Origin of the sequence: Legionella sp. (genome assembly GCF_049790535.1) — a bacterium.
In the GTDB taxonomy this organism is placed as follows: Bacteria; Pseudomonadota; Gammaproteobacteria; order Legionellales; family Legionellaceae; genus Legionella.
Window position 1 is genome coordinate 14379 of the sequence record NZ_JBAQZB010000121.1, and the last position, 13309, is coordinate 27687.

Genomic DNA, 13309 nt, shown 5'->3' on the forward strand with positions numbered 1-13309 from the left:
GTTAAATCATCCTCACTTTTTGTCTTTCAAAGGCAACTACATGTCCTATTTTTTGAGTAGAAAATTCAGAAAATCCACTGAGTGTTTTTTGAACAACATTAACTAAGTCTTCATCAATTATCATTATGAGTCCAATGCCCATATTAAAAGTAGAAAACAGATCTTCTTCACTGAGTCGCCCTAAATCTCGCATCATAAGAAAAACAGGTGGAATATCCCAGCTGGCCCGTTTAATTTCAACAGCGCATTTTTCAGGCAAAATACGGGGAATATTCTCCTGGAAACCGCCTCCAGTAACATGAACCATTCCCTTGATTTCAATCTTGTTTTGAAGCAAATGTAATATTGGTTTTGTGTAATTGAGATGAGGTTTTAGCAACGTTTCCCCAATCGTGTTGTTAAGCTCAGGATGCCAAGAATCTACCGTATATTTACCTATTTCAAAAAATAACTTTCGTGCGAGAGAATAGCCATTGGTATGTAAGCCACTTGAACTTAATCCTAAAACAACATCACCTGGGACAATATTTTTTCCCAAAATAACCTTGTCTTTGTCGACAACTCCTGTTATTACCGCCACTATATCGTGTTCACCAGGCAAATATGTACCGGGCATTTCAGCAGTTTCTCCGCCAACCAAAGAGATTCCATTTTCGTAGCAGGCTGTGGCCATGCCTTCGATAATTTGCTCGACCACATCTGGGCACAGCTTATCGTTGGCAATATAATCAAGCAGTGTTAATGGTTTTGCTCCGAGCACTACGATATCATTGGCAGTGGCACTTACTGCGTCGATACCAATTGTATCGAATCGATTCATTTGACGGGCAAGTATAGCTTTAGTTCCCACACCATCAATACTTTGCACAAGAACAGGATGTTGGTAATCTTCAAGCAAATTTTTTAAATCATATAATGAAGCAAAGCCACCAATTTCAGTTAAGACTTGGGGTGAAAATGTTTTTTCGACTACTTTTTTAATGCGCCTCACGGCCTTGTTACCTGCCTGTATATCAACTCCTGCCGCTTTGTAATCGATAATATCTAGCATAATTTCTCCCTAAGTCCGCATTCCCAGGCCTGTTTGGCTTCCGCAAGAGATAAGTTAATTAATCCTTGCATCATTAAACGTGGTGCACTAATCGTCTCACCAATGATCCAAAAGGGCACATGATATTGTGTTAAGAGGGCATCTAATGCTGGCAAGTATTTTTTTGCCACTTCGAGCACAAAACCGCCGCTTTCACTGAATAACAATTTATCATCAGATAACTTGCCCGGTATGTTCACATCCATCCCTATGCTATTTTTAAAACACATTTCAGCTAAGGTGACTGCAATGCCTCCATCAGAGATATCATGTGCAGCCAGAATGAGGCCTTGTCGGATCACATCGGTTACCGCATGGATTTCTGCTGCAATAGAATTCAGTTCTGGCTTAGGTAATTCCACTCCTAATTCATGATGTAATTGATAGTAAACACTACCGCCACATTCGTTTTTTCGTTCTCCAATAAGGAGTAACAAACTACCCACTTGCTGTAGATCTGGCGTAATTGCACACGCAACATTAGGTATACTCCCCAAACAAGCAATCATTGGGCTAGGGGGAATGGTACCGTTAACAGATTCATTATAAAGGGACACATTGCCAGCTATTACAGGCAACGGCGCATTAGGGAACTCTTTTAGTCCGATGGCTGTACAGGCATCTACAATGCCGCGTACTGCTTCGCGGATATGCCACATTTGTTCAGGTTTTTCAGGATTGCCAAAACATAAACAATCAGTAATAGCCTGTGGTAGTGCACCTGTTGATGCAACATTACGTGCTGATTCCACCACCGCATTCACTGCCCCCCAATAAGCACTAATTTTATTATAACGCGGGTTTTGATCCAGAGATAACATAATCCCTGTCTGACGTATTTCTTCAGGATATTTTGCTTCATTAAATGGTTGTAACACCCCAGCATCCGCTTCTCCTGCTTCAATATGTGTTCTTCCTTGCACTTGTTTATCGTAGGTTTCAAACAAAGGAGCGCGTGATGCAATATTTTCATGTGCGAGTAGCTGCAATAAAATATCTTGATAATTATCAACTTCAAGTTCAGGCTCTCTGCCTTGAAAATCAACAGGGATGCTTGGCCAATCCTTGACAATCCCTTTTGTGATGTCTTCGGCACACGCATCAACAATGCATTGTCCCTCTGAATGAACAACATAGTGACCATCTGTACGAATTTTTCCAATAACTGTTGCGCCGGCTCCAAAGGAGATATCGGGGAGCGCAAACTCTTCGTTGTAATGGCTAAGTACCATTTCGACCCATTCAGGCGGTACTAACCACATGAAGCGTTCTTGCGTTTCGGAACAGAGTACTATATAAGAGGGTAAGTCCTGCATGCTGATAGGTACATAATCTAAATCGATCTCAGCGCCATAACCTCCAGCATGTGCGAGTTCTACTGTAGCACAGGCAATGCCGCCAGCGCCAAGATCTTTAAAAGCAACTTGATTGATGCCGTTTAATTTTTTAAGCTTCGCAAATAATGCATAATTTGCTTTCAATAAGTGACATTTTAAAAATGCATTTGGCTCCTGGATTGCTCCTTTATTTTGCGATAGATTTTCATCGTGGAAGGAGGTTGAAGCAAAGCTAGCACCACCAAACCCACTATTGTCCGTTGCCTTGCCCACGAGAATGAATACGTGATTTTTTGCATTTTTTGGGGCATAGGAGTGAATAACGTCATCCTTCTGCACAATACCTAATGTAACTACGGTAACCAGACAATTATCATTATAGGCCGCATCATAATAGAGATCGCCTGCAATGTTTGGAACACCAATAGCATTACCATAACTTCCTATGCCTGCAACAACTCCTTCGTGAATCCAATGAGTTTTTGAGCGTGAAATCTCACCAAAACGAAGTCCATTAGCAATAGCAATGACCTCTGCGCCCATACAACAAACATCACGAACATTACCACCAATACTGGTTGCTGCCCCCTCGAAAGGAAGCACTTGTGAAGGATGATTATGGGATTCATGGCTGATAACAATACCATAGTGTTTGCCTTGGTTATCTACTGCCACGGATACAATACCGGCATCTTCCTTTGCACCTAAAATTACGTTAGGACTTTCAGTAGTAAGTGTTTTAAGAATTTGTTTTGTGCTTTTATAGGAGCAATGTTCTGATCCTTGAATGGACCAAAGTACACATTCAGCAAGAGTAGGCGGACGTTTTAAGATGCAACACTGCAGTGTTAACGCTTCATCTATTGTTAAAGTCAAAGAATGTTGTTGGAGGAGGGTATGAATTTCTTCCCTTGTTAACTTAATAAAATCCAATTCGTGGCTTTCAAATCGCATAATTTTAACTCAATGGCGTCTAAAAACACGAGCACTATAACAAAAAAATCCTTAAAAAACAATCCCTTATATTTTAATAAGAAAAAACCTAATCATGTCATTTATCTTGTTATCAATTTTTTACGCCAATAAAGTAATAAAGCAGGAAACATCATCAAAAATATTCCTAAAGAAAATATCATACGAAAATGAGAGGCACTGCCAAAATTCATGAATTCAACGGGTGGGATAAATCCGACGATTAACGTTATAAAGCAACCGCATAGACCGAAAAAACACGTAAGATAATAACCCATTTTCCCACCGGGTATGGCAAAAGGGCGTGTTCGGTGAGAAAATTTTCCTTTTAATTTCCAGGCTGCAATAAACATCAAAACATACATCATAATGTACAGCTCCGTACTTAAATCAGTAAACAACCAATAAATGGCGTTTACGCTGGGAAACAAGAGAAAAGCACTGCATAGTAGAGTAACTAAAATTGCCTGCATAATTAAAATTCGTGATGCAACCTCTTTTTTATTTAATTGGCACATGAACTCGGGTAAAAAGTGATGATTTGCGGCCATTAATAGCCCTTTAGCTGGGGAAATAATCCAGTTAATCATGCTGCCTAAGCTACCTAACAATAAGAGAAAAATTAAAATAGGCATGCACCAGGTGAGATGATAGGCGTGGAAAAAGTTGTCAAAGGCCTGCATTACCCCGTCTACCAGGCTAATTTGTTCTTTAGGTAAGACAAAAGCAATGGCTAAAGAACCGAAGATCATTGTGGTTAAGATGAGCAATACTGAGAAAAACATTGCGCGTGGAAAATTTGTTTGTGGATCTTTTACATTACGTACATGAACTGCTGCGAGTTCCATACCAAGAAAGGAGGTCATAATTGCGGTTAATGATACCCAGGATTGACTGTTTTTCCAGTGAGGTAGTAAGTTGGAAGGACTTAAGTCAATTGCTATTGGATTACCATTTATTATCCAAATAATAGCAAGAATAATAATAAATCCCATAGGAATGATCATTCCTAATATTGCGCAAAGACCGGCAAAATTTGCTGATGTACGTAATCCCGAAAGTCCAAGGAAGGTTAAAGACCAAAATATGGTAAGGATTACAGTAATTAAATAATATTTATTTTGCGCTAACTCAGGATTAACTAGATAGGCTAAAGCTCCCGCAATAAACGATAAAATAGTTGGATACCAAACCAAAGTATTGATCCATTGCAACCAAATGGTAAAAAAAGCGACATTCTCACCATAGGCATGATTAACCCAACTATATATTCCCCCTTCTTCATCAGACCAGGTTGAAGAGAGCTCTGCCGAAACTAAGGCTACAGGGATTAGAAAGACAAGAGCTGAAAAAATAAAAAAGAATATTAATGATGAGCCAAATAATGCAGTGCCAGGTAAATTCCTAATGCTGTCAATTGCTCCAGTGATGAGTAAGATTAATGCAAATACAGATATTTTTTGAGAGGACCAGTGTTTCATTGAGTTCGTTAGATTGGTTAGTTAATATTAGCGTTACCAGGGTTTGTTGGCATTTTGGCTAAGATAGTAGACTTGCCAACAGATCCTAATTTATATTTATACGCGCGTTTTATTTATTTTCATACCCATTTCGACAGACAGGGGAAGACAAAATAGTTTTATTTTTTTCCCATTCAGCAGGGGTATATAAATGCATGCTCAATGCATGCAATCCAAGTTCAAATTCTTTGTTGAGTAAATTATTTAATAGCCTGTGTCGTGCTATGCGAGTCAACTCAAGAAACTGTGAAGACACCACGGTCACTTTAAAATGAGTCTCTGCACCTTGAGGGACATGATGATTTGCTGATTCATCTTCAACACTCAAATAAACTAAATTTATTTCCATGCTTAAAAGCTTTTCTATACGTTCTTTACGAGACATTCTTTACACTTATAATTAAATTAAACACGAAAAAGCTGCTAAAAGCAGCTTTTACAATAATATTTAGTATATTATATTCTGCAACTTGCAGGAACATATCGATCATTATTCGCTTCAGTTACAGCACAAATCCAAACAATTGGATCGGTTGGGGGTGTACCGGCAACCAATGCTGCTCCATGAGATTTTGGCGTCATAGTAAGCACGATGTTTTGCGCAAGTGCAGTATAATTAATTGACACAACCCCGGTTTCTCGAGAAACGGAGATATTTTCTACTATTGAAGTTGGTGCTGGAGGGGTCCAGCCCATGCTCAGATCAGCATTTCCAGTCATGGCATTTTCAGAAATAATAGTTTGTGCTGAAGAAGCAAGACTTAATCCTTCAGTAACTCGAGCTCTAACAATGTAATCCTGATAGGCAGGAATGGCAATTGCAGCGAGAACACCGATAATTGCTATTACAATCATTAATTCAATTAATGTAAAGCCTTTTTGTTTCATGCTGTGCTCCTGATGTTTATATTATGTGGAAAATCATGCAAATAAAATGCCAGTTAATAAGCACACAGCCGATTTCCATTCGAGTTGCTATCCACCTTCTAATTCTAAAGGACTTACCATAAAAGGGGCTAGGGTACAGAGAACTTTAATGTTTTTCAACTTCTTTTTCTAAGTATTATAGTTTCTTAACCACCAATTGATTCTTTAATCGCACATAATCAGGCAACCCATTCACATAATTAGGATAAGCTTCTCCTTGAATCAAAGGGGACAAGTAACGCCTGCACGCATCAGTAATCCCCATACCATCTGGTGCAATATATTCTGCTGGCATAGATTTTTCCTGATTCGCTACATCGGCTAAAGGTACATGACTTATTGACCATTTATAAGGTTCATCGTGTTCGCGGACAATAATTGGCATAATGGCGTTATGACCCTTTACCGCAAAATCCACGGCTGCTTTACCTAAAGCATAAGCTTGTTCTAAATCAACCTTAGAGGCGATATGTCGTGCGGCACGTTGCAGATAATCGGCTACTGCCCAGTGGTATTTATATCCAAGTTCTGATTTAATTAATTGAGCAATAATGGGTGCAACACCTCCTAATTGTGCATGACCAAAAGCATCACGTAAACCGGCATCACTTAAAAACTTGCCTTCATGAGTACGAATACCTTCTGAAACTACCACAACACAATAACCGTAAGTTTGAACACACTGGTCTACTTTGCTGATAAACAGTGCAGAATCAAAAGGTATTTCAGGCAATAAAATAATGTGTGGTGGTTCGCCTTCGTTTTGGCTGGCTAATCCACTTGCAGCAGCAATCCATCCCGCATGACGTCCCATGACTTCTAAGATAAATACTTTGGTTGAAGAGGCTGCCATTGATGCAACATCAAAACCAGCTTCTTTAGTAGAAATGGCTATATATTTGGCAACAGAACCAAATCCGGGGCTAGCATCAGTAAAAGGTAAATCATTATCAACAGTCTTGGGTATTCCTATACAGGTAATTGGGTAACCCATAGTTGCGCCTAACTGGGATACTTTATGAGCAGTATCCTGTGAATCGCCACCACCATTATAGAAAAAATAGCCAATATTATGAGCTTTGAATACTTCGATTAAGCGTTTGTATTCATTACCATCTTTTTTTAATTTATAGCGACATGAACCGAAAGCACCAGAAGGTGTTTGCATTAACTTAGCGATATCGGTATCGCATTCAAGAGATGTATCAATTAACTCTTCATTCAGTGCACCAATAATTCCATTTTTAGCCGCGTATATTGTTCCAATGTGTTGAGGATATAACTTGGCAGTTTGAATTACAGCACAGGCTGAGGCATTAATAACAGCGGTTACACCGCCTGATTGTGCATATATTGCATTTTTTACAGTCATTTTTTCTCCGTTGTATTTGAGTTTGTTAACAGTTTACGATCTAACAAAAATCAACACGAGTTCGCAAAGAAAGCGCTGTTAATAGACCCTAATTTTTTTTCAGGTTGATTTTCATATTCATTAATTACTGTATCAATACTTTGGATTAACTCTGCAAAAGGGATCACTAACTCTTCAATTGAAGCAGAACGAGCAGCCATTTTTTCAATCTGAATTACATTTTTCTGTAAGGTCGGCACCCCAGAAAAACAACAAGCACCTTGAAGTTTATGAGCAGCTTCTCCAAGTTTTTTAATATTCTTTTCATGCATTAGTTGGATAAATTCTTCACGATTTTTATGTAATTCTTCAATAAATTGCATCAAAAAAGCTGCTGCAAGTTCTTGATTTCCAGAAACTTTTTGTACGCATAATGGCCAATCTATAGCGGCATGTTTCACTTTATTAGTTATGCATAGTATTTGTGTAAGTAATTGTTTTTCATCAATTGGTTTTTGCAGACAATAATCTACTCCGGATTTTTTTAGATCAATATTGTTCACATCGCTGGTATTTGCGCTAATTAAAACAATAGGAGTATTCCTATTCATTTGGGAGTTTTGACAAATTAGGCGTGCTGCCTCCAATCCATTTAATTTTGGCATGTGCAAGTCAAGCAAAATAATATCGTATTTATGCTTATTACAAGCAGCTACGGCCATTTCTCCATCATCTACAGCAAGGATGTTTGAATGAGTACCCAATAGAGAATCTAAAAGCATTTTATTTACCGGATTATCTTCGGCAATCAGAAGATTTGGATGCATAATGCGTAATTGTTCTCTTAATTCATTTACTTCGTGATTGTCCTGTTTTTCCATATTCTGTTCATTGCTGAAGAGTTCAATAATATCCTGAAGTTTCTGAATGCTGATTGGCTTAAATAAAAATCCGTCAGCTCCGAGAGCACTATAATCATTAATATGCCATTTAGACATAAGCACATAAGGCAAATAATTGTGTGCCGAGATAATTTTTGTTATTTGTTGTTCGCAACCCTGGTTGACATTAATAAATGCCATGAGGCATTCTTTATTATTTTCCAGCGCAGAAGGCAGTTGATTAAATGAATTAACAGGAACACACTCTATTTTCCAATAGCCCAAACCATTACATAAAGCTTCCAAATGTAATGGATTATCATCAAAACAAAGTATTTTTAAATGACTAAAGCGGTGTGTTTGATTTTTTTCAACTTCATAAGCGGCTAATTTTTCAACCTTTAAATGGGCTGTAAATGCAGAGCCTTTGTTTAATTCACTGGTCATACTAAGACGACCTTGCATTTCCTCACAAAGTTTTTTACAAATCACCAAACCTAGTCCAGAACCTCCATAGCGACGAGTAATGCTCGTGTCTGCCTGATTAAAGGCAGTAAATAATTTGTTTTGATCTTCAGGAGAAATACCATGCCCTGTATCAGAAATAGTAATGCAGAAGGTGTAATCTTTATTAGTTTCTTGTTCTATTTTAGTCCGTACTAAAACATAGCCATGATCGGTAAATTTTATGGCATTGGTCACTAAGTTACTGATAGATTGTTTAATTCGGAATGGATCCGCTAATACTGTTTTAGGCACGTTAACATCAGTAATAGGAATTAAATCGATTCCTTTTTTATGAGCGTTGGGTACAGTAAGGGTAATAACCTCATCAATACAATGACGAATATTCATAGGGATGCAATCAAGACGTAATTTTCCGGCATCTATTTTGGAAAAATCAAGAATGTCATTAATTATTCCTAATAAATCTTGGGCTGAAGTTTTAATGGTTTTTACGTAATCCATTTGTAGTGGATCAAGCTTACTTTCTAGTAATACGTTTGTAAAACCAATCACCCCATTCATCGGTGTACGAATTTCATGACTCATGTTGGCAATAAACTCGGATTTTTGTCGACTTTTTTCTTCTGTTTTTTTCTTTTCCAGAGAAAGCTCAATATTTTTTTCTTCTAAAAATTCAAGGCCTTGCTGCAAATCAGTTGTAGCAATTTCTATATGTTGATTGAGATCATTAATAGTATCCAAGTATTGTTTTTGTAAGTGGTAACATCCTTTTTCAATAATACCTAACTCGCCTTTACTGCCTGTCTTTATTTCTGTTTCAAACTCATTCCTTAAAATTTGTTTCATACTGCGGCGTAAATGATAAATGGGCAAATAAATACGTTTAGAGAGAAAATAATGGCTGATTAATCCAACAAGTAAACCAAATAACGTAATAAAAATAGTCACTATCAGCATCTGGTAACGCTTGATTAACATAAAGCGAGTATCAATATCAATAGACAACCAACCAAGAATATCATCAGCATCAAAAAATGTAAGGCTAGGTATGTTGTTAAACGAGGTATTGGAGTACAGATTAAATTTAGGGATGGTAATAGGGGCTATAAAACTGATGGTGAACGGATTTATTTGTTTGCTTTCAATATAATCTCCTGTGAAATCCGGCGGTGTAAAGAGTTTATGAATCGAGTGTTTTCCCCCTCGATAAGCAAGCAGTTGTCCATCGCTGGTATAAAATGCTAAAGCCTTTACATCTGGATTAATTGTGGAGGCGTTAATTAAACCTTGTAATGTCCGGTTATCACGACGAAGCATCGCGTACTGTGCTGCAGGGATTAATTGGCGAATATATGCTTCACCTAGATGCGACATGTGTTGTTTCAAGTCCTTACCAAAGAGACCATTGTAAAAGACTGCGAAGAGCAGGGCGACTAAAAAAGCGGGAATGAAGATAATAATTCTTAGTTGATATTTAATACCAATACTATTCAAGATGACTCCTAGGACAGACTAAATTCAGTAAAAGTAGATTTGATGATCAATCCACGTAACGAAGTCTTATCTTTGCGTTGTCGCGAAAGTGGGCTATTATAGCCCGATTATTTTATTCCTTACAACGGAAGAGTTTATGATTGTCAGAACACGATTTGCACCGAGCCCAACTGGATTTTTACATGTAGGTGGTGTACGTACGGCCTTATTTTCCTGGCTCTATGCAAAACACCATCAAGGCAAGTTTATTTTAAGAATAGAAGATACTGATAAAGAGCGCTCTACTAAAGAATCTGTACAAGCGATTTTAGACGGAATGGCGTGGCTTGGAATGGATTATGATGAAGGACCTTTTTATCAAACTCATCGTTATGAACGATATAACCAAGTAGCACAGCAACTTTTAGATGAAGGTAAGGCTTACCGTTGTGAATGCAGTAAAGAGCGCTTGGAAGTTTTGCGTGAAGGTCAATTGGCCGCTAAAGAAAAGCCTCGATACGATGGTCATTGCCGTAATAAAAATTTACCTTTAACTAATAATCCTTATGTAATACGTTTTAAAAATCCCAAACAAGGTAGCGTGTTTTTTACTGATGAAGTATATGGTGACATTCATGTGGATAATAGTGAATTAGATGATTTGATTTTAGTGCGTTCAGATGGTCATCCGACTTATAACTTTGCAGTAGTTATTGATGATCTGGACATGAAGATTACGCATGTAATTCGAGGTGATGATCATATCAATAACACCCCAAGACAAATTAATTTGTTTCAGGCATTAAACGCGACGGTTCCTGTATTTGCCCATTTACCTATGATTTTAGGTGAGGATGGGAAGCGCTTATCAAAAAGACACGGTGCTGTGAGTGTATTACAATTTAAAGAACTTGGTATTTTGCCTCATGCTTTATTAAATTATTTGGTACGTTTAGGCTGGTCACATGGGGATCAAGAGATCTTTAGTGTAGGTGAAATGATTGCTGATTTTGACTTAAAGCATGTAAGCCGGGGTGTTTCGAGTTTTAACTATGATAAATTGTATTGGTTAAATCAACATTATCAAAAAAGTGATCCCGTAGATGAAGTCGCTAAAGCATTGCGATTGCATTTTGAAACAACAGGCGTTGATTTGACTCAAGGTCCTGATTTGAGCGAGTTGGTTGCCATTCAGGCTGAACGTTGTAAGACCTTAGCAGAAATGTGTCAGATGAGCATGTATTTTTTTACTGATACTATTGAGTATGATGAAGCTGCAGTAAAAAAACATTTGCGTCCTATAATTCTAGAACCATTAATTGCTCTCCATGAATGTTTTAAATCTATTAGTAATTGGCAAAAAAATGCATTACAAGAATGTATTAATGATGTCTGTGCACAATTCGATATAAATATGGGAAAAATCGCGCAACCTTTACGTGTGGCAGTAACAGGTTCCAGTATGTCGCCTTCTATTGATGTAACACTGTTTTTATTAGGCAAAAAAAGAGTGCTGAGTCGTCTTGAGCGTGCATTAGAACAACTGAGGTTTCGTGCTAGCTTACAGACTTAGTATTTTATTAAACGATTATTTATGGTTACTTATGATTAAAGGGTAGTTCCTAAATAATAATTGATGAGTGCAAACATAAGATTAGGATTTATTTGTTCCTATATTATAATTTTCATTTTTTGAAGTATTTAGTTAAATTTTCTTTAAATTAATCTTCACGACCATTTTAAAACTTTCTGGTTACTTCGCCAAACCTTGCAAAGGCGACATTTATTTACAAAGTGCACGGTTATGACGTTATTTTTTGATAAAGCCCAACCAATTCAGCACTACCAAGGACATGTCCAGTCATTATTTGGAGGATTGCATCAGGAGTTGCAACTTCTGCCACATCTAATACATTATCTAAAGCGTAAAGTTTAAACACATACCGATGTGCTCCCACTGGTGGACAAGGACCACGATAACCTAACGTCCCCCAACTGTTTTTTCCATTCGTTGCACCTTCAGGAATTGGATTGTTGGCTTTTAATTGCGTTACTTGAGCTGGTATATTAAATACAATCCAATGCGTCCATACCCCTTTAGATGCATCAGGATCTTGCATAATCAGAACAAAAGACTGAGTTTTGGGAGGAGCATTGTACCAGACCAAGGGAGGGGAGAGATCTTCTCCATTACACGTATATTTATCTGGAATCAATGTATTTAATTTAAAGGCAGAACTCTCAAGAGTAAATGATGATCCTGCAGCAAAAATTTTATAATTAAAGATCAATAAAAATAACAATAGAAAATATTTTTTCATTTGATGTTCATTCCATTATTCTTGTAATTTCAGCGACTGTATTATTTAAATTTAACAGTCGTGTTTCTCCTGTAGCACGCAATTTATATTCCACACTATTTTGTTCAATAGTTTTCTCACTCACGATTAAACGATGGGGAATACCAATTAAATCGTGATCAGCAAAAAGAGCACCAGCTCGTTCATTACGATCGTCGAGTAATACATCAATCCCTGCATTCAAAAATTGTTGATACAAGGTATCAGCTTGGATTTTAACTGTTTGAGATTTATGAGCATTAAGCGGAATAATTACTACTTGAAATGGGGCAATGTTTTGAGGCCAGATAATACCTTGTTCATCATGATGTTGTTCAATTGCTGCCGCAACGATGCGTGTTATGCCTAAACCGTAACAACCCATCATCATCGTTTCTAGTTGCCCTTGTTCATTAATTACTGAGGCATTCATTGCTTTAGCGTATTTGTCACCTAACTGAAAAACATGTCCTACTTCGATGCCACGGCAAGAGTGGAGAATACCTTTCCCATCAGGGCTTATATCACCTTCTTTGACATTGCGTAAGTCATACGCATCATAATTAGTAAGGTCTTTATCCCAGGAAGCATGTTGATAATGTTTGTCAGCTTGGTTTGCACCACAAACAAAAGAGTCCATAGCCAGAGCATGATAATCAACAATTACTGGAATGGGTAAATTAATAGGTCCTAATGAACCGATGGGTGCTTTTAAGTTATGTATAATGGTTTCTTCATCGATAAATTGTAACGGTGAATAAACCCAAGGGTGTTTGATCGTTTTTATTTCATTTAATTCATTGTCACCACGTAAAACCAAAGCAATCATTGGATGCTCTTTACCTTTTACAATTAACGTTTTAACCATCTTATCGCTTGTAATTTTCAAGAATTTTGAGACTTCATCAATGGTTTTTTGATTTGGAGTATCAATTAACGAGAGAGTTTGAG

General features: G+C 37.5%; 10 protein-coding genes. 1 reads left to right on the top strand and 9 read right to left on the bottom strand.

All coding sequences use genetic code 11. The features are described from left to right. Position 1 precedes the first annotated feature (1 nt). From purM to letS, 7 genes are all read right to left on the bottom strand, one after another. Complete coding sequence (gene purM, locus WA877_RS07715; RefSeq protein ID WP_425170336.1) at positions 2 to 1051, bottom strand: phosphoribosylformylglycinamidine cyclo-ligase; 1050 nt, start codon at positions 1049 to 1051, stop codon at positions 2 to 4. Further along, positions 1045 to 3381, bottom strand: a complete 2337-nt coding sequence (purL, locus tag WA877_RS07720; protein ID WP_425170337.1) for a phosphoribosylformylglycinamidine synthase subunit PurL — start codon at positions 3379 to 3381, stop codon at positions 1045 to 1047. Before purL ends, purM begins: the two co-directional genes overlap by 7 nt. Positions 3382 to 3482: 101 nt before the next feature. Then, a complete protein-coding gene (locus WA877_RS07725) occupies positions 3483 to 4880 on the bottom strand; it encodes an APC family permease (protein WP_425170338.1) in 1398 nt (465 codons plus the stop codon). A gap of 109 nt (positions 4881 to 4989) precedes the next feature. Then, complete coding sequence (locus tag WA877_RS07730; protein ID WP_425170339.1) at positions 4990 to 5304, bottom strand: BolA family protein; 315 nt, start codon at positions 5302 to 5304, stop codon at positions 4990 to 4992. A gap of 71 nt (positions 5305 to 5375) precedes the next feature. Beyond that, positions 5376 to 5807 carry a pilin gene (locus WA877_RS07735; RefSeq protein ID WP_425170340.1) on the bottom strand — a complete coding sequence of 144 codons (432 nt, stop codon included), beginning with the start codon at positions 5805 to 5807 and terminating at the stop codon, positions 5376 to 5378. A 175-nt stretch (positions 5808 to 5982) separates the two neighbouring features. Continuing rightward, positions 5983 to 7218: a 6-phosphofructokinase gene (locus tag WA877_RS07740; protein ID WP_425170341.1), complete on the bottom strand. Its 1236-nt coding sequence runs from the start codon at positions 7216 to 7218 to the stop codon at positions 5983 to 5985. 50 nt (positions 7219 to 7268) lie between these two features. Continuing rightward, positions 7269 to 10043 carry a two-component system sensor histidine kinase LetS gene (gene letS / locus WA877_RS07745; RefSeq protein WP_425170346.1) on the bottom strand — a complete coding sequence of 925 codons (2775 nt, stop codon included), beginning with the start codon at positions 10041 to 10043 and terminating at the stop codon, positions 7269 to 7271. 133 nt (positions 10044 to 10176) lie between these two features. Here letS and gltX point away from each other — a divergent pair, with 133 nt between their 5' ends. Continuing rightward, positions 10177 to 11592, top strand: coding sequence for a glutamate--tRNA ligase (gene gltX / locus WA877_RS07750; RefSeq protein ID WP_425170342.1), 1416 nt, complete (start codon positions 10177 to 10179; stop codon positions 11590 to 11592). Positions 11593 to 11821: 229 nt separating this feature from the next. On the opposite strand, the gene WA877_RS07755 is transcribed toward gltX, so the two are convergent. Further along, a complete protein-coding gene (locus WA877_RS07755) occupies positions 11822 to 12340 on the bottom strand; it encodes a YbhB/YbcL family Raf kinase inhibitor-like protein (protein ID WP_425170343.1) in 519 nt (172 codons plus the stop codon). Positions 12341 to 12347: 7 nt separating this feature from the next. Beyond that, a partial coding sequence (gene proS / locus WA877_RS07760) for a proline--tRNA ligase (RefSeq protein WP_425170344.1) occupies positions 12348 to 13309 on the bottom strand: 962 nt, incomplete at its 5' end.